This window comes from Micropruina sp. (assembly GCF_047602385.1).
Classification (GTDB): Bacteria; Actinomycetota; Actinomycetes; order Propionibacteriales; family Propionibacteriaceae; genus Micropruina.
Window position 1 is genome coordinate 138,477 of record NZ_JASGHL010000004.1, and the last position, 19,971, is coordinate 158,447.

Sequence of the window (19,971 nt, forward strand, 5' to 3'; positions counted from 1 at the left end):
GGCGCAACCGTAGCGCCGGCGCCGCGACCCAGTCACCCCCTTCGGGGTCGGTGCGGTTCCGCACATCGCGAGGTACAGTCCCGGGGCATGCCACGCCTGCGCAGGGTCTCCGCCGACTCGCCCGGCTGGACGCGGCTGCGCTCCGGGCGCGGTTTCCGCTATCTCGACGAGCACCGGCGTCCGCTCACCTCGGAGCAGGTCGAGCGGGTGCGGGCGCTGGTGATCCCGCCGGCCTGGCGCGAGGTCTGGATCTGCCCACTGCCGCAAGGGCATCTGCAGGCGACCGGGGTGGACGCCGCCGGCCGCCGCCAGTACCTCTACCACCCGCACTGGCGCGAGCTGCGCGACCGGGCCAAGTTCGACCGGGTGGCCCGTGCCGCCCTGCTGTTGCCCGCCGTCCGGCAGCAGGTGGACGCCGACCTGGCCGGTACCGGCATGACGCTGCAGCGGGCGGCCGCGACCGCCGTCCGGCTGCTCGACCTGGGGTGCTTCCGGATCGGCAACGACTGCTACGCCGACGCCAACGGCTCGTTCGGCCTGACCACGCTGCTGCGCCGGCACGTCCGGGGCCAGGGCGGCGGGCTGGCTTTCCGGTTCGTCGGCAAGTCCGGGGTCGAGCACCGGCTGGCGATCGAGGACGCCGCCGTGATCGACGCACTGCAGGTGATGCGACGTCGGCACGGCGGCGATCGGCTGCTCGCCTACCGGCATGGCGCCGGCTGGGTCGATCTCAACTCGGCGCTGGTCAACGGCTATCTGGCCGAGTTGTTCGGCGGCGAGTTCACCGCGAAGGACTTCCGCACCTGGCACGGCACCGTGCTGTTCGCCGCCACGCTGGCCGGCTCGCCCCGGACCGGCCTCAGCGCGACCGCGGTCAAGCGGCTGGTCCGGACGGCGGTGGGTGAGGTGGCGACCTACCTCGGCAACACCCCGGCGGTCGCCCGCAGCTCGTACATCGACCCGCGGGTCCTTGATCGCTACCGGGCGGGTGAGTCGATCGCGCTTGCCGTCGCCGCCACGTACCTGACCCCCGAGGAGCGCCGGGACGCGCTCGAGCTCGCCGTGCACGGGCTGCTCGGGACTCAGCCCGCACCCTGAACGACCTCGGCGTTCCGCACCCCGCCCACGTCCGGTCTGCTCGGATGTTTTCGCGGCGTGATGAAATACCAGTTTCCGCGCTCGATTGTCGCCGGAGCGGTTCAGAGTGGCGCTCGGATCGATCGAGCGCGGAATCGGTATTTCATCGCGTGGCGAGTTCATGGACGGCGGGCGGACCCGGCCCGGTCGCGTCCAGGGCCTACGCTGCTGGCAAGCGGGAATGTCACCGAAGGGACGTGCTGCGATGTGGGTGCTGTACGCCGCGGGTTCCGCGGTGTTCGCCGGCCTGACCGCGATCCTGGCCAAGGTCGGCATCCGGCACACGCCGTCCAACCTGGCCACCGCGATCCGGACGGTGGTAGTGCTCGGTTTCGCCTGGCTGGTGGTTTTCGTGGTCGGCTCGCAGGGCACCATCGGCAGCCTGTCCGGTGGCACCATCGGCTTCCTGGTGCTGTCCGGGCTGGCGACCGGGGCGTCCTGGCTGTGCTACTTCCGCGCGCTGCAGCTCGCCGACGTGAACCAGGTGACGCCGATCGACAAGTCCAGCATCGTGCTGACCGTGCTCTTCGCGATCGTGTTGCTCGGCGAGACCGACGATCTGGCCACCCGGCTGGCCGGGATCGCGGTGATCACCGGCGGCACCTACCTGATGATCGACCGGCGGCCGCGTCCGATTTCGGACTCGGGCTCGGTGGCGAGGGGACCAGGCTGGATGTTCTACGCCTTCGGCTCGGCGGTGTTCGCGGCGCTGACCGCCATTCTCGGCAAGATCGGCATCACCGAGGTCGAGTCGAACCTGGGCACCGCGATCCGGACCGGCGTCGTCCTGGTGATGGCCTGGCTGGTGGCATTCGTCACCGGCGAGCATCGCCGGCTGCGCGGCATGCCGCGTCGCGACCTGGTGTTCATCGTGCTTTCCGGGGTGGCCACCGGGGCGTCCTGGCTGTGCTACTTCCGCGCCCTGCAGGAGGGGCCCGCCAGCGTGGTGGTGCCGATCGACAAGACCAGCATCGTGCTGACCGTCGCCTTCGCCTGGCTGTTTCTCGGTGAGCGGCTGACCCGGCGCTCCACGATCGGGCTGGTGCTGATCGTGGCCGGCACGCTGCTGATGCTGGTCTGACCGGTCGCCGGGCGAGGCGTTACGGTGGGGCGATGCCCCGCCTGATTCACCTGAACGGACCGCCGGGCATCGGCAAGTCCACGCTGGCCGCGCTCTACTCGCAGCGGCACACCGGGGTGCTCAACCTCGACCTCGACCGGCTGCACCCGCTGATCGGCGGCTGGGACGACGCCGACACCGATACCCATCAGGTGGTCCGCCCGCTCGCGCTGGCGATGGCCGCGACCCACCTGGCCGGCGGTCGGGACGTGATCGTGCCGCAGTTCCGCGGCCGGCTCGCCGAGATCGAGGCGTTCGAACAGATCGCCCGGGACGCCGGCGCGCGGTTCGTCGAAGTCGTCCTGATGGCCGGCCGGGAGGCTGCGCTGGGCCGGTTCGAACGACGGGTCGACGACACCGACTGGGGACGCCACAACCGGGCCAGCGTGGCCGCGTCCGGGGGCCGGGAGCTGCTGGGCACCTTCTACGACCGGCTGCTCGAGGTGCTGGAGCGGCGTCCGGACGCCGTGGTGCTGGCCAGCGAAGAAGACCGGATTGAGGCGACCTACGCCGCCCTCGTCCGGGCCATCGAGACCGTCTGACCGCGGGGATGGCTCCTTCGGTCCACTTGGAAGGCTGACCGGTACGCGGGGACGGTTCTTTCGGTCACTTGGACGGTCGACCGGTACGCGGGGACGGTTCTTTCGGTCACTTTGGACCGAAAGAACCGTCCCCGACGTTCGATTTCGGAACGAGAAGAACCGTCCCTCGGTCCACGGCAGCCCGAAGTGTCAGCGCTCGGTCTCGGGCTCGGACGCCGGCAGCGGCCGGGCGAACGGCACCACCAGGATCGCGGCCAGGCAGACCGCGCCCACCACCAGCAGCGCGCGCAGCACCCCGAAGTGGTCGCCGAGGAAGCCGATCAGCACCGGTCCGGTCAGGAAGGCGCCGTAGCCGACGGTCGACACCACGCTGAGCCGGACGGCGGCTCGCGCCGGGTCGTCCGCGGCGGCCGACATGCCGACCGGGAAGCCCAGGCTGGCACCGACGCCCCAGACCGCGGCACCGATGAAGGCCAGCCACGGCGTCCCGAAGACGACCATCGCGCAACCCAGCACCGCGGCGGCGAACAACACCCGCAGTACCGTGACCCGTCCGTACCGGTCGAGCAACTGTGCCCCGAGGATGCGGCCGCCGGTCATGAAGGCGAGGAAGACGGCCAGCGCCACCACCCCCATGGAGTTGTCCAGGCCGTGGCCCTCGACGAAGGCGAGCGCCAGCCAGTCGTTGGCGACACCCTCGGTGAACGCGGCGGCCAGCACCATCAGGCCGATCAGCAGGGTGCGCGGTTCGGACCACGCCGAGCGCCCCTTCGACGCCCCGGACGCGGTCTCGCCGGCGTCCTCGTCGAAGGCCGGCAGGAATTTGCCGGTGCCCCACCAGACCGCGGCCAGGGTGACCACCGCCGCGGCGGGCAGATGGACGCCGACCGGCACCCGCAGCCAGGTCATCCCCGCACCGATCAGGGCGCCTACTACGGTGCCGCCGCTGAACATGGCGTGGAACCAGGGCATGATCGCCCGGCCCAGGGCTCGCTCGATGATGGTGCCCTCGAGGTTCTGGGCGACGTCCCAGACGCCGATGCCCAGGCCGAGCACCACCATGGTCGGCGCGATCAGTAGCAGCGGCGCGTGCAGTTCGACCGCCACCGCCGCCAGCACGATGCCGGGCAGGGTGAGCAACGCACCCAGCCGGACCGTGGTGGTCGCGCCGAAGCGGTGGGCGATCCGACCGGCCATCGGCAGCCCGCACAGCGAGCCGACCGAGATGGCCAGCAGCAGCAGGCTGAGCTGTCCGGCGGTTATGTCGAGCAGCTGTTTGACGTCGGGGACGCGCGCCATCCACGAGGCGAAGACGAACCCGTTGACGCCGAAGACCAGCAGGTCGCCGTTGCGCGCCGACTTGGCTGCCAGTGATGTGGATGCGACCTGGGTCACGAGTTCCTCCGGGAAGACATACGGACGCCACCAGCGACGCGTGGCCGAGAAATTGTTCGACGCCAGCCTAGGTCAATATGTACACTTGTGTCGAGTTTCATCGCAGGTGGCCCACGGGGTCATGGACGGCGCCCGCCGCGCTAGGCCCTCCCTAACTACCTGTGCCCTCCCGCATGTGGGAGGGCACAGGTAGTTAGGGAGGGGTTTACCGGGCGGGCCGGCGGCGACCCAAAGGAGAGCGGGACGGCATGGCAAGCCATCAGGACGGTTACGCGACCGGACGGCTGCGCCGCGAGCAGATCCTCACCGCCGCCACCGAGCTGTTCGCCCGGGTCGGCTACCGGCACGCCACCGTCCTCGAACTGGCCCAGGCGGCCGGCATCTCGCGGACCGGCCTGTTGCACCACTTCGGCTCCAAGGAGGCGCTGCTCGAGGCCGTCCTGCAACGCCGGGACGCCGAGGACGGCGCCCGGTTCGCCTCTGCTCAGGCGGACCAGACCGGTGTCGCAGCGTTGACCGCACTGATCGACCTGGCCCGTTACAACGTCTCCCAACCGCATCTGGTCGCACTGTTCGCCGTCCTGTCGGCAGAGGCGGCGGCCGGCGAGCACCCCGCCCGCGACTACTTCATCGAGCGCTACCGCCGCACCGTCGAGGGCGCCCGGCGCTCACTCCTGCGGGCTCGAGAAGCGGGTGTTCTCGCCGCCGACATCGACCCCGAGCAGCAGGCCCACGCGATCGTCGCACTGATGGACGGCCTGCAGGTGCAGTGGCTGCTCGATCCCGCCCTCGACATGGCGGGTGCGATCCGCAGCCACCTGCAGCGACTGCTGACCGTGCCGCTGCCCCGCTGACCCGGCGTCCGGCCGAGGACGCGGCGATCAACGCGGCTTTCGCTGGTTGAGCCGGTTGAAACCCGTTGCCAGCGACTGGCCACGGCTTCGCGCGGAGGGTGGGATGGGCGATTCCGGCGAATCTCCGCGTCAGAGGGGTCTCGACAAGCTCGTCCAGCGATGATCGGCGAATCCCTGACGGTCAGGGGGTTCCGAAGACTGTGTCGGCCTGGTCCGGAATGATCGAGCCGTCGTCGCGGCGGGCCGGGCCGTGGTTGCCGTGCGCGTCGACGTACGCGGTCGTCGAGCACGGGTAGAGGCTCTTCCGCTGCGGCAGCGGCTGGATGAACATCGGGTTGATCGCCCAGCGGCCGTCGGCGTTGTCGTAGGCGTGGCACATCAGTTCGTCCTTGTTCCGGTTCAGGACAACGTGGACGCCGACCGCGTCCCGCACCATCGAGACGTCCGTGGTGGCGTCGCCGCCGGCGAGCGTCGGCCGCAGGCTGGCCGGCATCGGCTGCAGCGCCTTCTCGCCCGTCACCCCGAGGATGGTCTGGTTGATGAAGCAGCGCTTGCCGTCGATGTAGGTCATGATCGCGTCCGAGCCGTCCGGCAGACCTCCGCAACCACGTAGGTGCCCGCTGAGCTTGCCGTTGGGCAACAGCAGCTGCTCGATGCCGATGGTGTGCCGCGAGTCGACGCCCACCCCCGGCCCCCAGACGTCTGCGAACTCCTTCGGGGACGCCGACACGATCCACGGCTCGATGCCGGCCTTCTTCAGGGTGTGGATGAGGTCACGCATCTCGGGGTAGTACCTGATCCAGGCGGTCTCGGTGCTCGAGCCGACCTTCTGGGTGGCGCCGATCGGGGCCTTCAGCGCGGCCGTCCGGGCCTTCGCCGCGATCCGCCGCACCTGGGCCGGGGTGTAGCCCTGCATGATCTGCCCCACCCAGGCGTAGCTGGCCTCCATGTAGCGCTCGTTCGCGCCGGCGAAGACGGCCGCGCCGGTCGTGGTCTTCTGCGTCTTGCGCACCGACAGCAACTCATCGGCACAACGGACGTTGGTGCGGGTCGGCAGCGGACGACCCGGCCTGGCCAGCGACCCGCAGGCCTGACGCAGCGCCTCGGCACCGGCGTCGGTCATGAACCGGCTGGTCTTGCGCCAGTCCCGGCCGGGCGGCTGCAGGATCTTGTTGTGCCGCAGCATCCAGAAGATGGTCTGGTCGGAGATGTCGTTCTTGATCACGGTGTTGTCCCAGTCGAAAACAGCGTACGGGCGCACCTGGGGCACCCAGCCGCGGGGCCAACTGCATCGGCCGGCCCGATCGATCGCTCGCTGGATCAGGGCGGCATTGTTGCCGTACCAGTTCGCGGCAAGCTTCAGCTGGGGGCAGCGATCCTTCCAGCCGCGAGCTGCCGGCTCCTTGCTGACCGGCGCGCCGGCCGTGACCGCGACCGGCGCCGGGTTGGACGCGGGTGCGGCCAGCACCGGCGCGCTGGACAGGGTGGTGGCAGCCATGGCGATGCTGAGCAGTCCGGCTGCACGAACTCGACGTTGAGTACGCATCGGGGAAACCTTTCAGGTGGGGCTCAGGTTCCCCTGACCATAAGCGCCCGGGCAGCCGCGCACCAGAGTCTGCCGACCGCACGGTTCAGGTCGCAAGCACCTCGCCGAGGCGTCAGCGAGCAGCGCGAGCACCCCACTGTGCCCGCATCGGTGCCCGCGAACGTCCGAGCGAGCGCAGCTGGACGCCGATCGCCACCAGCGCCAGGACGAGGGCGGCCACGCCCCACCACCAGCCGGCCGCCGCCGGCTGACCGGCAGCGGTACCGGCCACGTGCGCCACGCCGGTCAGCAGCATCACCCCGGTGACCGCCAGATTCGCCCCGGCCAGGCCGGTCAGCACGATCAACAGCACCGCCGGCAGGTCGGCCACCAGGCCGATCACCACCAGCACCACCGCGAGGGCGGCACCGGCCAGCCACGCCACCCAGTCCCCGCGGACACCGAGCGCCACCGTCGCGCCGGCCCCGATCGAGAAGCCGATGGCCGCCAGCCCCAGCAGCACCGCGACCCGATAGAAGGCGTAGGCCAGCCAGCCGCAGAGCAACGCGGCGACGATCGCCACCACCCAGGTGACGATCGTGTGGGACGTCCCCTCCAGCGGCAGCTGGCCGGCGACCGCCGCACCAAGTCCGAGGCCGAGAACGGCACCCAGCAGCGCGATCATCGCGCGCAGCGCTCGGTAGCCGGCGAAGGCCACCAATAGGCCGATGACAAGGGCAAGGATTCCCGCGATCACGTTGTCCACGAGATCCAGGGTAGGCGGGCCGATCCAGCCGCCCCGGCCGTCCTCCCGTTCCGGCTAAAGGCAACCCGGTCCGGCCGGCCCATCCACTCGGGTGTTGTCCGGGCGCGATCGGCCACGCAGGGTGGGGACATGAGTGTTGTCACATCACAGCAGTCGATCGCCTTCCTGGTCGCGGCCGAGGGGATCGAAGAAGTGGAACTCACCGAGCCCTGGAAGATGCTCGAACGCGCGGGCCACACCCCCGTCCTGATCTCGCCGGACGCCGGCACCGTGCAGTTGTTCCAGCATCTCGATGCCAGTAGCACCCGCCCCGTGGACGTGGTGGTCGCCGACGCCCAGGTGGGCGACTACGCCGCCCTGGTGCTGCCCGGCGGCGTCGCGAATCCGGACGCGCTGCGCACCGACGAACACGCGGTGGGCTTCGTTCGCGACTTCGTCGCCTCCGGCAAGCCGGTCGCCGCCATCTGCCACGCGCCCTGGGTCCTGGTCGAGGCCGACGCCGTCCGCGGCAAGCGGGTCACCTCGTGGCCCAGCCTGCAGACCGACATTCGCAACGCCGGCGGGCAATGGGTGGACGAGCAGGTGGTGGTCGATGGCAATCTGATCACCAGCCGCAAGCCGGACGACCTTCCGGCGTTCAACGAGCAACTATTGCTGGCACTGGGCTGAGGACGGCCGCCGGCAACACCGAGGAAGGGACCCAACGGTGACCATGGACTATCACGACAGGATCGCAGTGGTCACCGGGGCCAACTCGGGGATCGGCGCGGCGACCGCGCTGCGACTGGCCGGCCTGGGCGCCACGGTGGCCGTCGTCGGCCACCGTCCGGGCAGCACCGACGAGATCGTCGACCGGATCACCCGGGCGGACGGCAAAGCTGTCGGCTTCGCCGCCGATGTCGCCGATCCGGACGCCGTCGAGGGCATGTTCGACCAGCTTCGCGAGCGCCTCGGCCGGGTCGACCTGGTGGTCGCCAACGCCGGTATCAACGGGGTCTGGGCACCGCTGGAGGAGCTCACCTGGCAGGAATGGCAGCAGACCCTCACCGTCAACCTCGGCGGCACCTTCCTGACCGTCAAGCACGCCTTACCGCTGTTGAAGGCGTCCGGCGGCGGGTCGGTGGTGATCACCGCCTCGGTCAACGGCACCCGGATGTTCAGCAACAGCGGGGCCAGCGCCTACTCGGCCAGCAAGGCCGCTCAGGTCGCCTTCGCCAAGTCGATCGCCGTTGAGCTGGCCCGGCACGCCGTCCGGGTGAATGTGATCTGTCCGGGCAGCGTCGAGACCGAGATCGACGACAACACCGAGCGGCGCCACACCGACGGGCTGCGGCTGCCGGTGGAGTTTCCCGAGGGCCAGATCCCACTCGCCGGCAAGCGGCCAGCCAGCGCCGACCAGGTCGCGGACCTGATCTGCTTCCTCGGCTCGGGCGCCGCCTCGCACATCACCGGCACCGAGGTCTGGATCGACGGCGGGCAGTCGCTACTGGCCGGCTGAGCCCAGCATGCGCTCGCGGACCGGGGTGAATCCCTCGTCGGCCAGCCAGTCCCGGGCCCGCCCGCGCTGCCGCTCCTCGCTGAACGCGAACCAGGTCGCCCGCAGGTCCGGCCATCGGGCGATGGTGTCCTTGAACCTGCGGAACGCCCCGCGTCCGTCGATCGCCGCACTCAGCCGGTCGGCGACCTCGTCGTCGTCGAGTTGCGCGATGAACGCCTGCAGGTCGCGGTAGCCGTCCGTGGAGCCCCAGGCCTCGATGGGCAGCCACTCGCGCTCCTGCCCGTCGTCTTCGTCGTCGATATCGGCGTCCGGACCGAACCGGAGATCCCCTGTAATCAGGTCGATCTCCGTTTCGTCGGGGAAGCCGCCGTCGAGCGCGGTCGCAATGTCCTCCAGATCGACCGGCACTGGTCGCAGCCTGTGGACCGGGTCCGTCCCGAGCGCGACCTCAAGCGCCTCGGCGAGGACGTGATCGCCGTCCCAACCCCGAGCCCGCAACTCGGCGACGCAGCGCCGCGCAGGATCCGCAGCCTCGCCCACCCCCGATCGCAGGGCGTCGATCAGGCCGTCCCCGATCAGTTGCAGGGCATCGGACGGCCACCCATCGCCCTCCAGCAGGCGCAACAGGCCGTGGACGTCGCGGGTGAACACCGCGGCTCTGAGTTGGGTGCGGGACTCGGCGGCGGTCATCACCCCATCGTCTTGCGCGGGGCGGTGATCTGCCAAGCCTCGGCCCGGCCGCCCAGACTCGACTGGGCTATCGTCGGCGGCGTTGTCCATTCGCCGTCCCCGGGGCCGAGGAGCACTCCATGACCGAGACCGAGACCGACACCGACCTGCCCTTTCGCGATCCGTCTCGCCCGGTCGCCGACCGGGTAACCGATCTGCTGAGCCGGATGACGCTGGCCGAGAAGGTCGGTCAGATGATGCAGCTCGACGCCCGCGAGGACGTCGCCGATCACCTGCTGCGGGTCGGCGTCGGATCGCTGTTGCACGCCTCCCCCGAGCGCTTGGAACTGGCGCACTCGCTGGTTGGACGGACGCGGCTGCGGATCCCGCTGCTAATCGGCGAGGACTGCATCCACGGCCACTCGTTCTTCGAGGGCGCGACCATCTATCCGACCCAGCTCGGCATGGCGGCGTCCTGGAATCCGGAACTGCTCGAACAGGTCGCCCGGGCGACCGCCGTCGAGGTCGCACCGACCGGGGTGCACTGGACGTTCTCGCCGGTGCTGTGCATCGCCCGCGACCTGCGCTGGGGACGGGTCGACGAGACCTTCGGCGAGGACCCCTTCCTGATCGGCGAACTGGCCTCGGCGATGGTGCGCGGCTACCAGGGCTCCGGACTCGACGACCCGACCGCGATCCTGGCCACCGCCAAGCACTTCGCCGGCTACTCCGAAACCCAGGGCGGCCGGGACGCCAGCGAAGCCGACATCTCCCAGCGCAAGCTCCGGTCCTGGTTCCTGCCGCCGTTCGAACGGGTGGCCCGGGAAGGCTGCCGCACCTTCATGCTGGGCTACCAGACCATGGACGGCGTCCCGATCACCGTCAACGACTGGATCCTCACCGACGTGCTGCGCGGCGAATGGGGCTACACCGGCACCCTGGTCACCGACTGGGACAACGTCGGGCGGATGGTCTGGGAACAGAAGGTCCAGCCCGACTACGCCCACGCGTCCGCCGCCGCGGTACGCGCCGGCAACGACCTGATCATGACCACGCCCGGCTTCTTCGAGGGCGCCTCGGACGCCGTCGCGTCCGGCCTGCTCAGCGAGGCCGAACTCGACCGGGCCGTGGCCCGCATCCTGACCCTGAAGTTCGAACTCGGCCTGTTCGAGGACCCACGCCAGCCCGACCTGGACCGGATCCGGCTGACGATCGGGTCGGACGCCCATGTGGCGTTGAACCTCGAAGTGGCGCGTCGCTCGCTGGTGCTGCTGCGCAACGACGGGGTGCTGCCGCTCTCGTCGGCGTCGCCGAAGCGAGTTGCGGTGGTCGGGCCGCTTGCCGACGACGCCCAGACCCAGCTCGGCGACTGGGCCGGGGGGTCGGGGCAGGCCAACTGGATCGACAGCCAACCCCGGTCGATGATCACCACGGTGCTCGACGGGCTGCGCACGCTGGAGCCGGACGGCTGGACGGTGACGCACGTCCGCGGAACCGACATCGCCCACTTCCTGCCGCACCCAGACGGCCCGACTTATCCCGACGGACAGCCGCGGATGCCGCTGGTGGTGGCCGGCCCGCCCGATCCGGACGCGATCGCCGAAGCAGTCGAGGCAGCCGAATCGGCCGATGTCGTCGTCGCGGTGGTCGGCGACTGCATCCCGCTGGTCGGCGAAGGCCGCTCGACCGCCACCCTCGAACTCGTCGGCGGCCAGATCGCGTTGCTGGATGCGCTCGCCGCCACCGGTACCCCGGTGGTGGTGGTGCTGATGGCGTCCAAACCGCTGGTGCTGCCGCCCTCGGCCCTGGACGCCGCGGCACTGGTCTGGGTGGCGATCCCCGGCATGCAGGGCGGCCGGGCGATCGCCGAGTTGCTGCTCGGCCAGATCGAGCCGTCCGGACGGCTGCCGATCTCGTTCGCCCGGCACGTCGGTCAGCAGCCCAGTTACTACAACCAGGTGCGCGGCCAGCACGGCGATCGGTACGCCGATCTGACCCAGTCCCCGGCCTTCGCCTTCGGCGAGGGACTCTCCTACACCACCGTCGAATACTGGGACCTGCGGCTGCGCGCTGACCGGCTCACGGCGTCCGACACCCTGGTGGCCGAGGTGCGACTGAGCAATACCGGCGGACGGCCCGCGCGCGAGACCGTGCAGGCCTACATCAGCGATCTGGTCACCTCGGCCAGCTGGGCCGATCAGGAACTCAAGGCGTACCGGCAGGTCGACCTGGCAGCCGGGGAGTCGACGGCGGTGCAGATCGAGATCCCGTCAGCGAGCTGACCATCGTGGACGCCCGCGGCGTCCGGGTGGTGGAGCCGGGAGCATTCGAACTGCGGGTCGGCCCATCCTCGCGGACCGAGACGCAGCAACGCGCTCGCTTCACGGTCGGCTGAAGCCCTGGGCCACCCGCGCAACCCGTCCCCGGTGACCGGAAGAACCGTCCCCAGTGACCGTGGGGACGGTTCTCTTGGTCACCCGGTGACCGTGGGGACGGTTCTCTTGGTCACCCGGTGACCGTGGGGACGGTTCTCTTGGTCACCCGGTGACCGTGGGGACGGTTCTCTTGGTCACCTCCCGGCGCGGGGTGAGCAAGAAGCCGAACGCATGTGTACTCCGGCGCAGATGGACGCATAGGTCAGTCTTTGCTGTATGGTCAGCACATGCTGACCATTGCTTCTCGGGTGGACGTGATGAGCCGGCTCGGCCGCGCGATGGCCGACGCCACCCGTTCCCGCATCCTGCTGGCCCTGCTGGACCACCCCGGTTACCCGGCCCGGCTCGCCGAGGAACTGGAGCTGACCCGGACGAACGTGTCCAACCACCTGGCCTGCCTGCGCGGGTGCGGGATCGTCGTCGCCGTGCCGGAGGGGCGCCGGACCCGCTACGAGATCGCCGATCCCCACTTGTCCCGGGCATTGTCGGCGCTGGTGAGCGTGACCCTGGCCGTCGACGAGGGCTCACCCTGTACCGACGCCAGCTGCACGGTGCCCGGCTGTTGCGCCGACTGTGGTGCGACGCAGTGACCATCGCTGGTACCTCGCCGCGTACCACCGTGCTGCGACGACGGATCCGGATCGTTGTCGCGATCACCATCGCTTGGAACGTCGTGGAGGCGATCGTCGCGCTGATCGCCGGCGGTGTGGCCTCGTCGGCCGCGCTGGTCGGGTTCGGCCTCGACTCGATCGTCGAGGTGCTGTCGGCGGCAGCCGTCGCCTGGCAGTTCTCGGTACCCGATCCCGAGCGGCGCGAGAGGGTCGCGCTGCGAGTCATCGCGGTGTCGTTCTTCGGCCTGGCCGGCTACGTGTCGGTGGACGCCCTGCTCTCGCTGGCCGGCCTGCGCGAGCCGGAACACTCCCCCGTGGGCATCGCCCTGGCAGCGCTGAGCCTGCTGGTGATGCCGTTCCTCAGCTGGTTCGAGCGCCGCACCGGTCGCGAACTCGGCTCGGCGTCCGCGGTCGCCGACTCCAAGCAAACCCTGATCTGCAGCTATCTGTCGGCGGCGCTGCTGGTCGGACTGCTACTGAACATCCTGCTCGGCTGGACGTGGGCCGACTCCGCGGCGGCCCTGGTGATCGCCGCGTTCGCCGTCCGGGAGGGCGTCGAAGCCTGGCGGGGCGACGCCTGCTGCGCGGCGCCCGCCGCCGTCCTCACCGGCGAGCAGCAGCCGGACGACTCCTGCGCCGACGACTGCTGCTCGACGCCATAGGACCCCTTCGACTCAGCGCAACACTGGCGACCGCACAAGGACTAACGATGGCTCGGGGTCGAGATGGTTCGCCTCGGACTCAGCGCAACGCTGAAGGAACGCAGCTGACCCAGCGGTGGTCGTCGCAGCCGCACTGCAGCGCCGCTGGGTGCCCATTTGCGCAGAACGTGTGGATCTGGAAGGCCGCCGGTAAGTCGAAGGCCGCTTGACGCAATGCCAAGAGTCGCGCCTCGGGGTCGACCCGCTGGTCGACTGGGTATCGCCGTCCTTGCCGGTACACGAGGAGTGCGCACGGACCGCTCGTGCCCTGCCATCCGCTGAGTTCCGCATCGCATTCCGGGCAGGCGTGGGCCGCTTCCGGTTCATACCAGTCGAACATGCCCACGACGAGACGGTACTCGAGCGGGCACCTTCACCTTCCCGATCAAGACGGCCAGGCCTCTGGCGTCCCACCGCAGCCTGCCGTCCTGCGCCGCGGACGCGATCCGGGTGCGCGCCGATCGGCGTGGCCGGTTCCGATACGTCATGAGTCACACCGCTGCGTCCGGCGCTCCGGCGGACATCGGGAAGCCGGTGCGATCGGCGTCGGTGATGGCGCGGAGCGCCCGGGCCGGGACGCCGGCGGCAACGGTACGGGCAGGGACGTCGTGAGTGACGACGCTGCCGGAGCCGATGACGGATCCGGCGCCAATGGTGACGCCGGGGTTGATCGTGACGCCGCCGCCGATCCAGACGTCGTCGCCGATCACGACCGGTCTGGCGATGCAGGCCCCGGCGACGCGCTCGGCCGGGTCGAGCGCGTGGTTGGTGGTGTAGATGCCCACCCTGGGTCCGAGCAGGACGTGGTCGCCGATGGTGATCCCGCCGCCGTCCAGCATGACGCAGTCGAAGTTGGCGTAGAAGCCGTCGCCGACCGAGATGTTGTAGCCGAACTCGCAGCGGAAGGTGGGTTCGAAGTAGGCCCCCGCCCCGGCGTGCCCGAGCAGGTCGCGCAGCAAAGCCTCGCGGACGACGGCCGGCTGCCCGAAGCTGGCGTTGTACCGGTCGGTGGCAAGCACCGTACGTTCGCGGGCCTGGACGAGTTCGTCGGTCAGGTCGTTGTACACGGCGCCGGACAGGATCAGTGCGCGCTGTTCGTCGAGGTTCATTGGTTGACTCCTTCCAGGACGCGCTCGGCGTCCCGCTCGTGGGCGGCACCGGGGGTTCCGGCGGAGAAGCTGCGAGCGCGGGCGATGCCGGCGACGGCGGCCAGCGCGAGCAGGGCGACGACCACCAGGATGGCCGCCCGCAGCCCATAGTGCTCGCCGAGGAAGCCGAGCCCCGGAGGCCCGACCAGGAAGGCGACATACCCCGCGGTGGCGACGGCACCGACGCGTTCGGCGGGGCGGTCGGGATCGTCGCCGGCGATGGAGATCGCGACCGGGAAACCGAGCGACGCGCCCAACCCCCACAGCGCCACCCCGGCCACGACGATCGCCGGCTGCTCGACCAGGGCGACCAGCGCGATCCCGAGCGCCGCGGTGACGACGCTGGCCAACAGCACGCCCTGCTTGCCGAGCCGCACGATGAGGGAGTGGCCGGCGAACCTGCCGATCGTCATCACGGCGGCGAACGCGGCGAAGACCACGGAACCCTGGGTTTGGGACAGATCGAGACCGTCGACCATGATCAGCGGCAGCCAGTCACCCGCCGAACCCTCGGCCAGCGCGAGGGCGAGCAGCACGACGCCGAGCAACACCAGAGCGGGATCACGCCACACACTGGACGCGCTTCGCTCGGCCTCCGCCGCTGAGGGTCCGGAGACGCCGCGTCCGACGCCGTCCGGGAGCCAGCGGCGCGCCCAGAGTGCGAGCACGGCCATCGCCACCGCGCAGCCGGTCAGGTGCCAGACCACCGGAAAGCTCGTCGCCGTGAACAGGATGCCGAGAAGCGCACCGACCAGCGAGCCCAGGCTGAAGCTTCCGTGCAGGGCAGGCAGCACCGAGCGGGCCAGCCGCTTCTCCACCTCGGCGCCGTCGACGTTGAGGGCAACCTCACCCACTCCGCCCACCGAAGCCGAACAGCATGAATCCGACGAAGACGCCCGGTGCCAGACCGGACGCGGTTCCGATTCCGATCACCGCGAGTCCGGCGATCACCGAGGCGCCACCCAGCAGGATGACCGGACGGGTACCGATCCGGCTGACCAGCCGCGCCGACGACAGCACGCCGGCCATCGACCCCGCGGAGACGCCGAGCAGGATCATTCCCATCTGGGCGGTGGACGCTCCGACGGCGTCCCGCACCGCCGGCGTCCGGGTCACCCAGGACGCCATCGCCACACCGACGATGAACATGAACGCGAACAACGACAGCCGCCAACGGCGAGCTTCTGAGATCCTCACCTGTACGATCGTACAGGTGAGTTGAGCCCCATCGCACCCCAGTATCCACCCTTTTATTCCCTGTTCGGATTATTGTCGTGGTTCAACAGATGGCGGACGGCGTGGCGACCAAGCCAGGATCCCGACGGTTTGGCCTCAGAGCTACCGGAGATACTCCGCGCCATAAGCCCGGACCGCCTCCAGCGCGGCGCCGTCGCCGATGCCGCGAGCCCGGTTGTCGAGGTCACAGCGGGCGTTGAAGGCGATCATCCAGGCCGCGGCAGCCTGCGCGACACGCCGGTCCTGAGTGGCGAAACGACCGGTCCACGCCCCTTCGAAGTCGTCGAGGTAGCCGGCGACCTCGTCCGGGGTGGGCGCGCCGTCGGCGATGTACCCGCCGGCGGACAGCCCGGCGACGACCGGCGCCGTGTCGGCCATCAGGTCCCAGTCGAACGCGGCCACCAGCCGGCCGCCGTCGAACTGCAGGTTGCCGCAGTACCAGTCGGCGTGGCCGACCACGACCTCCCGGCCCGCCCGGGACCGGTCCCGAATCAGCACCGCAGATGCCCGTCGGGCGAAGTCATCGAGCCATTCGTAGCCGGCGGGCGTCCTGGTGAAGTCGAAGACGCTGTCGTGCGGCGTCGGCCACGGTCCGTTCAGATAGTCGCACCACGCCGGTGGCGAGCCGATCGAGCGCGCCAGGCCCGGGACCTCGCGCAGGATGGCGAGATGCTCGGCCAACCCGGCCGCAGTCGCGCGTCGGGCGCCGGGCTCCCGGCCGCTCGAAGGATGGCCACCGTCGAGCAGCGTTTCGACGCTGACGACCTTGCCGTCCAGGCTCGCCGGGCCGGCGACCGGCCGGGGACACGGAAACCCCGCGTCGGCCAGCACCCGCTGTGCGCCGGCGACGGCACGCCGGACGCCGAGGTCGACGGGTGGCCGGTGCACCTTCACCAGCAGTCGCTGGCCCTCGTCGGTCTGCACACCGTAGACGGCGTCGATGCGGCCGGCCCGCAACACCGTCCGGGCGACCGAGCGGCCGGTGAGCAGCCGCGCCGCCCGCGCCACCCAAGCATCGATCTGGACTCGGCTGAGCGGGCCGAGGAGCGCTGCCTCCACCCCGGTCACGGTGTCATCGGGCATGATCCCTCTTCGTTTCCTGGACGGCAGAACTGTACGATCGTACACCAAACTGGTACGCTCGTACACGTGACGGATTACTTCGAGGGCGACCCCCGTAGCCATCGGCAGCGGATGCTCGCCGGCGACCTCTACATCGGCGGCACCGATCCCGAGAGCAACCGGATCGCGCAGCGGGCCGTCCAACTCGCCGACGCCTACCACCGGGCCGCGGTCGCGGACGAGGCAGCCGCGCGTCCACTGCTGGAGGAACTGCTGGGCACCCTCGGCGAGGGCGCCTTCGTCAAGCCGCCGCTGTTCGTCGACTACGGCGAGAACATCCACCTCGGGGCCCGCAGCTTCGTCAATTACAACCTGACCGCGCTCGACGTGGTGCCGATCACCATCGGCGAGGACTGCATGATCGGTCCGAACGTGCAGCTGCTCACCCCGACCCATCCTGTCGATCCGCAGCCGCGCCGGGACAAGCTGGAGGCCGCGCAGCCGATCGCCATCGGCGACAACGTCTGGCTGGGCGGCGGCGTCATCGTCTGCCCGGGCGTGACGATCGGCGACAACAGCGTGATCGGTGCCGGCTCGGTGGTCACCAAGGACGTCCCCGCCAACGTGGTCGCGGTCGGCAACCCCGCCCGGGTCATCCGGGAGATCTGAACGTGGTGGCCGACAGCACCAGGGCGAGCGGTCAGCCCGACCGGGGCCGCCGGGACCGGATCATCGACGCCGCCCTCGACGTCATCGCCGCCCAGGGGGTGGCCGGCACCTCACACCGCAAGGTGGCCGCCGCGGCCGGCGTCCCGCTCGGGTCGATGACCTACCACTTCGCGGGCATGGACGAACTGCTGCACGAGGCCTTCAGCCGGTTCGCCGACCGCGGGGCGCAGCGGTTCGCCGAGCGGATGGCGCGCACCGGAACCCCCGCCGAGGCGCTCAACGCGGTCGTCGAAGGCATCATCACCGACATCCCGCCGAGCGGCTCCGACGAGCAGGTGGTGACCTACGAGCTCTACACCTTGGCCGCCCGCAACCCGGCCTTCCGGGACATCACCGAGCGTTGGATGGCCGCCTCCCGGACGGCGCTCGAGAAGCACTTCGACCCGCTCACGGCGCGGCTGCTGGACGCCCTGATCGAAGGCCTCGCCGTCCATCGCACCCTCGACCGCGACCCGGCCGCGGTGGCCCAGATGATCGAGGGCATCCGGCGCATCACCCGTCCCTGAACTCCCCCAACGAATCCACCGCACGGAAGGCACACTCGTGCCCGAACTCTCCCCCGGCGCGACTCCGGTCACTGGTCAGCAGTTGGTCGCGGACCTGCACGACCTCGGCCTGCCGGCCGGCGCCACGGTGATGGTCCATACCTCGCTGCGCTCGCTCGGCTGGGTGATCGGCGGCACCCAGACGGTGCTGGCGGCGCTCCGCGAGGCCGTCGGTCCTGACGGGACACTGGTGATGCCGACGCAGTCGTGGCAGCTGTGCGACCCGGAGATGCTGCAGGAGGCGCCGGCGCAATGGTGGCCCACGATCCGCGACCACCTGCCGCTCTACGACCCGGCGACCACGCCCAGTCAGACCATGGGTGCGATCGCCGAACTGTTCCGCACCAGTCCGGACGCGCTGCGCAGCCCGCACCCGCACCGCTCCGTCAGCGCCGCCGGACCCGACGCCGCACGTGTGACCGCGCGGCACCCGCTGGAGTCGCCGGCCGGCGAGGACTCGCCGCTCGGCGCCATGGTCGGGCTCGACGCCTGGATCCTGCTGCTGGGCGTGACGGCGGCCAAGATCACGGCCCTGCACCTGGCCGAACACCGCGCCGGCTATCCCGGCAAGCGGACCATCCCCAACGGCGTGGCCATGCTGGTCGACGGCCGGCGCGAGTGGGTGACCTGGGAGGAACTGGACGTCCACGACCACGATTTCGTCGAGGTCACGGACGCCTTCGCCGCCGACACCGGACTGGTCCGGGTAGGCCGGGTCGGCGACGCGCAGGCCCGGCTGATCCCGATGCGTCCGCTGGTGGAGTACGTCGCCGAGTGGTTCGAAACCCACCGCGGGCGGGCCTGAGCACTGCCGGGGCTACTTCTCGATCCGGTTGCCCTGATCGTCCCAGTGCGCCGCAACCTTCTTGGACGGCTGCACCCGCGGCGGTTCGCCGGGCATCTTCGGGTAGTCGGGCGGGAAGTTCAGCTCGCCGCCGGGAAGGGTCTCCCACAGGTTGAGCAGCGGCTCGAGCGAGAACGCCTCATCGTCCATCTCGGCCCACGGATCGCCGTCGGACAGGAAGTCCGGCACCGACGTCAGGTTGAAGTCGCGGGGATCCCTCACCTCGGCCAGCTGCTCCCAGGTCATCGGGGTGCTGACCGGCGCGCCGGGCCGGGCCCGCAGGCTCCAGGCGCCGGCGATGGTCCGGTCCCGGTTGTTCTGGTTGAAGTCGATGAAGATCCGCTGACCGCGCTCCTCCTTCCACCAGGCGGTGGTGACACCGGCGTCGCGGCGCTCGAGCTCGCGGCCGAAGCCGATCGCGGCGTGCCGGACCTCCTCGAAGCTGTAGTCGGGCCGGATCCGCAGGTAGATGTGGATGCCGCGGTTGCCGGACGTCTTCGGATAGCCGCGCAAGCCGAGTTCGACCAGCAGTTCGCGGGCAACATCGGCCACCCGCTGTGCGTCGGCGAAGCCGGTGCCCGGCTGCGGGTCCAGGTCGAGCCGCAGTTCGTCGGGGTGGTCGACGTCCGGACGCCGCACGGGCCAGGGGTGGAAGGTCAGCGTGCCCATCTGCGCCGCCCAGACGAACGCCGCCGGTTCGGTCGGGCACAGCTCGTCGGCGGGGCGTCCGCTGGGAAAGGTGATCCGGACCGACTCCACATAGTCGGGGGCACCCCTCGGCAGCCGCTTCTGATAGAAGCCGTCGGCGTCCCGGTCCTGCGTACTGGTCGCCAGCCGCATGCCCTCGCGCCAGCCGTCCGGCCAGCGCTCCATCGCTGTCGGTCGCTCACCCATCGCTCGCATCAGGGCGTCGCCGACCGCGGCGTAGTACTCGCAGACCGCCAGCTTGGTGATCGCCGGCGTGGCCTCGGTGGGGTCGTAGACGACGCGGTCCGGACTGGTGACGCGCACCTGGCGTCCGGCGGCTTCCACGACGGCGGCGGGGTTGCTGACCATCCGCACAGGCTAGTGGTCCACGACCCGACCCTGAAGGGTGTCAGATCGGGCACCGCTAGCAGTGCCCGATCTGACACCCTTCACGTTGCGGCGCGCGG

22 protein-coding genes are annotated in these 19,971 nt (G+C 70.4%); 12 read left to right on the forward strand and 10 right to left on the reverse strand.

What is annotated here, in order from left to right:
• The first annotated feature begins 87 nt into the window (after nt 1-87).
• From QM711_RS13700 to QM711_RS13710, 3 genes are all read left to right on the forward strand, one after another.
• Nucleotides 88-1,098 (forward strand): DNA topoisomerase IB, encoded by a 1,011-nt coding sequence (locus tag QM711_RS13700; protein WP_415100251.1) that lies wholly within the window; start codon nt 88-90, stop codon nt 1,096-1,098.
• Nucleotides 1,099-1,318: 220 nt separating this feature from the next.
• A complete protein-coding gene (locus QM711_RS13705) occupies nt 1,319-2,218 on the forward strand; it encodes an EamA family transporter (RefSeq protein ID WP_415100253.1) in 900 nt (299 codons plus the stop codon).
• 32 nt (nt 2,219-2,250) lie between these two features.
• Nucleotides 2,251-2,799: an AAA family ATPase gene (locus tag QM711_RS13710; protein ID WP_415100255.1), complete on the forward strand. Its 549-nt coding sequence runs from the start codon at nt 2,251-2,253 to the stop codon at nt 2,797-2,799.
• Between the two features lie 189 nt (nt 2,800-2,988).
• Here the strand turns inward: QM711_RS13710 and QM711_RS13715 are convergent, their stop codons facing one another.
• Complete coding sequence (locus tag QM711_RS13715) at nt 2,989-4,194, reverse strand: MFS transporter (RefSeq protein WP_415100257.1); 1,206 nt, start codon at nt 4,192-4,194, stop codon at nt 2,989-2,991.
• 248 nt (nt 4,195-4,442) lie between these two features.
• Between QM711_RS13715 and QM711_RS13720 the strand changes: the two genes are divergently transcribed.
• Entirely contained in the window at nt 4,443-5,048 is a 606-nt protein-coding gene (locus tag QM711_RS13720; RefSeq protein WP_415100259.1) for a TetR/AcrR family transcriptional regulator, read from the forward strand.
• Nucleotides 5,049-5,229: 181 nt separating this feature from the next.
• On the opposite strand, the gene QM711_RS13725 is transcribed toward QM711_RS13720, so the two are convergent.
• Nucleotides 5,230-6,594: a haloacid dehalogenase-like hydrolase gene (locus QM711_RS13725; protein ID WP_415100261.1), complete on the reverse strand. Its 1,365-nt coding sequence runs from the start codon at nt 6,592-6,594 to the stop codon at nt 5,230-5,232.
• 112 nt (nt 6,595-6,706) lie between these two features.
• Nucleotides 6,707-7,339, reverse strand: coding sequence for a DUF4203 domain-containing protein (locus QM711_RS13730; RefSeq protein ID WP_415100263.1), 633 nt, complete (start codon nt 7,337-7,339; stop codon nt 6,707-6,709).
• A gap of 129 nt (nt 7,340-7,468) precedes the next feature.
• Here QM711_RS13730 and QM711_RS13735 point away from each other — a divergent pair, with 129 nt between their 5' ends.
• Together QM711_RS13735 and QM711_RS13740 are read left to right on the forward strand one after the other, a co-directional pair.
• On the forward strand, nt 7,469-8,008 hold the full coding sequence (locus tag QM711_RS13735) for a type 1 glutamine amidotransferase domain-containing protein (RefSeq protein WP_415100265.1): 540 nt from the start codon (nt 7,469-7,471) through the stop codon (nt 8,006-8,008).
• 43 nt (nt 8,009-8,051) lie between these two features.
• Nucleotides 8,052-8,837 carry an SDR family oxidoreductase gene (locus tag QM711_RS13740; RefSeq protein ID WP_415100928.1) on the forward strand — a complete coding sequence of 262 codons (786 nt, stop codon included), beginning with the start codon at nt 8,052-8,054 and terminating at the stop codon, nt 8,835-8,837.
• Here the strand turns inward: QM711_RS13740 and QM711_RS13745 are convergent.
• Nucleotides 8,823-9,527: a UPF0158 family protein gene (locus QM711_RS13745; RefSeq protein ID WP_415100267.1), complete on the reverse strand. Its 705-nt coding sequence runs from the start codon at nt 9,525-9,527 to the stop codon at nt 8,823-8,825. The genes QM711_RS13740 and QM711_RS13745 overlap by 15 nt on opposite strands.
• A gap of 119 nt (nt 9,528-9,646) precedes the next feature.
• On the opposite strand from QM711_RS13745, the gene QM711_RS13750 reads away from it, so the two are divergent.
• The 3 genes from QM711_RS13750 to QM711_RS13760 all read left to right on the forward strand — a co-directional run bounded on the left by QM711_RS13750 (nt 9,647) and on the right by QM711_RS13760 (nt 13,214).
• Complete coding sequence (locus QM711_RS13750) at nt 9,647-11,788, forward strand: glycoside hydrolase family 3 N-terminal domain-containing protein (RefSeq protein ID WP_415100269.1); 2,142 nt, start codon at nt 9,647-9,649, stop codon at nt 11,786-11,788.
• Between the two features lie 380 nt (nt 11,789-12,168).
• Complete coding sequence (gene cmtR, locus QM711_RS13755) at nt 12,169-12,531, forward strand: Cd(II)/Pb(II)-sensing metalloregulatory transcriptional regulator CmtR (protein ID WP_415100271.1); 363 nt, start codon at nt 12,169-12,171, stop codon at nt 12,529-12,531.
• Nucleotides 12,528-13,214, forward strand: a complete 687-nt coding sequence (locus QM711_RS13760; protein ID WP_415100273.1) for a cation transporter — start codon at nt 12,528-12,530, stop codon at nt 13,212-13,214. The genes cmtR and QM711_RS13760 overlap by 4 nt, the downstream gene beginning before the upstream one ends.
• A 79-nt stretch (nt 13,215-13,293) precedes the next feature.
• Here the strand turns inward: QM711_RS13760 and QM711_RS13765 are convergent, their stop codons facing one another.
• The 5 genes from QM711_RS13765 to QM711_RS13785 all read right to left on the reverse strand — a co-directional run bounded on the left by QM711_RS13765 (nt 13,294) and on the right by QM711_RS13785 (nt 16,720).
• Nucleotides 13,294-13,599, reverse strand: coding sequence for a hypothetical protein (locus QM711_RS13765; RefSeq protein ID WP_415100275.1), 306 nt, complete (start codon nt 13,597-13,599; stop codon nt 13,294-13,296).
• A gap of 145 nt (nt 13,600-13,744) precedes the next feature.
• The gene (locus QM711_RS13770) at nt 13,745-14,362 is read right to left on the reverse strand and encodes a sugar O-acetyltransferase (protein WP_415100277.1); all 618 of its coding nucleotides are present in this window, start codon (nt 14,360-14,362) and stop codon (nt 13,745-13,747) included.
• A complete protein-coding gene (locus tag QM711_RS13775; protein WP_415100279.1) occupies nt 14,359-15,255 on the reverse strand; it encodes an MFS transporter in 897 nt (298 codons plus the stop codon). Before QM711_RS13775 ends, QM711_RS13770 begins: the two co-directional genes overlap by 4 nt.
• A complete protein-coding gene (locus tag QM711_RS13780) occupies nt 15,248-15,598 on the reverse strand; it encodes a hypothetical protein (protein ID WP_415100281.1) in 351 nt (116 codons plus the stop codon). The genes QM711_RS13775 and QM711_RS13780 overlap by 8 nt, the downstream gene beginning before the upstream one ends.
• Before the next feature lie 141 nt (nt 15,599-15,739).
• A complete protein-coding gene (locus tag QM711_RS13785; RefSeq protein ID WP_415100283.1) occupies nt 15,740-16,720 on the reverse strand; it encodes a phosphotransferase in 981 nt (326 codons plus the stop codon).
• A 66-nt stretch (nt 16,721-16,786) separates the two neighbouring features.
• Here QM711_RS13785 and QM711_RS13790 point away from each other — a divergent pair, with 66 nt between their 5' ends.
• The 3 genes from QM711_RS13790 to QM711_RS13800 are packed head-to-tail and all read left to right on the forward strand — an operon-like array spanning nt 16,787 to nt 18,778.
• Nucleotides 16,787-17,368 carry a sugar O-acetyltransferase gene (locus QM711_RS13790; RefSeq protein WP_415100285.1) on the forward strand — a complete coding sequence of 194 codons (582 nt, stop codon included), beginning with the start codon at nt 16,787-16,789 and terminating at the stop codon, nt 17,366-17,368.
• 2 nt (nt 17,369-17,370) lie between these two features.
• Nucleotides 17,371-17,934, forward strand: a complete 564-nt coding sequence (locus QM711_RS13795) for a TetR/AcrR family transcriptional regulator (protein WP_415100287.1) — start codon at nt 17,371-17,373, stop codon at nt 17,932-17,934.
• A gap of 37 nt (nt 17,935-17,971) precedes the next feature.
• Nucleotides 17,972-18,778 (forward strand): aminoglycoside N(3)-acetyltransferase, encoded by an 807-nt coding sequence (locus tag QM711_RS13800; protein ID WP_415100289.1) that lies wholly within the window; start codon nt 17,972-17,974, stop codon nt 18,776-18,778.
• 12 nt (nt 18,779-18,790) lie between these two features.
• Here QM711_RS13800 and QM711_RS13805 read toward each other — a convergent pair whose 3' ends face one another.
• Nucleotides 18,791-19,873: a DNA polymerase domain-containing protein gene (locus tag QM711_RS13805; RefSeq protein WP_415100291.1), complete on the reverse strand. Its 1,083-nt coding sequence runs from the start codon at nt 19,871-19,873 to the stop codon at nt 18,791-18,793.
• Nucleotides 19,874-19,971 lie beyond the last annotated feature (98 nt).

Bases quoted from the DNA above. Each gene is read 5' to 3' on its own strand.
- QM711_RS13745 (WP_415100267.1), bottom strand. From the start codon at position 9,527: ATGACCGCCGCCGAGTCCCGCACCCAACTCAGAGCCGCGGTGTTCACC.
- QM711_RS13710 (WP_415100255.1), top strand. From the start codon at position 2,251: ATGCCCCGCCTGATTCACCTGAACGGACCGCCGGGCATCGGCAAGTCC.
- QM711_RS13705 (WP_415100253.1), top strand. From the start codon at position 1,319: ATGTCACCGAAGGGACGTGCTGCGATGTGGGTGCTGTACGCCGCGGGT.
- QM711_RS13700 (WP_415100251.1), top strand. From the start codon at position 88: ATGCCACGCCTGCGCAGGGTCTCCGCCGACTCGCCCGGCTGGACGCGG.
- QM711_RS13805 (WP_415100291.1), bottom strand. From the start codon at position 19,873: ATGGTCAGCAACCCCGCCGCCGTCGTGGAAGCCGCCGGACGCCAGGTG.
- QM711_RS13750 (WP_415100269.1), top strand. From the start codon at position 9,647: ATGACCGAGACCGAGACCGACACCGACCTGCCCTTTCGCGATCCGTCT.
- QM711_RS13740 (WP_415100928.1), top strand. From the start codon at position 8,052: ATGGACTATCACGACAGGATCGCAGTGGTCACCGGGGCCAACTCGGGG.
- QM711_RS13720 (WP_415100259.1), top strand. From the start codon at position 4,443: ATGGCAAGCCATCAGGACGGTTACGCGACCGGACGGCTGCGCCGCGAG.
- cmtR (WP_415100271.1), top strand. From the start codon at position 12,169: ATGCTGACCATTGCTTCTCGGGTGGACGTGATGAGCCGGCTCGGCCGC.
- QM711_RS13725 (WP_415100261.1), bottom strand. From the start codon at position 6,594: ATGCGTACTCAACGTCGAGTTCGTGCAGCCGGACTGCTCAGCATCGCC.
- QM711_RS13785 (WP_415100283.1), bottom strand. From the start codon at position 16,720: ATGCCCGATGACACCGTGACCGGGGTGGAGGCAGCGCTCCTCGGCCCG.
- QM711_RS13770 (WP_415100277.1), bottom strand. From the start codon at position 14,362: ATGAACCTCGACGAACAGCGCGCACTGATCCTGTCCGGCGCCGTGTAC.
- QM711_RS13735 (WP_415100265.1), top strand. From the start codon at position 7,469: ATGAGTGTTGTCACATCACAGCAGTCGATCGCCTTCCTGGTCGCGGCC.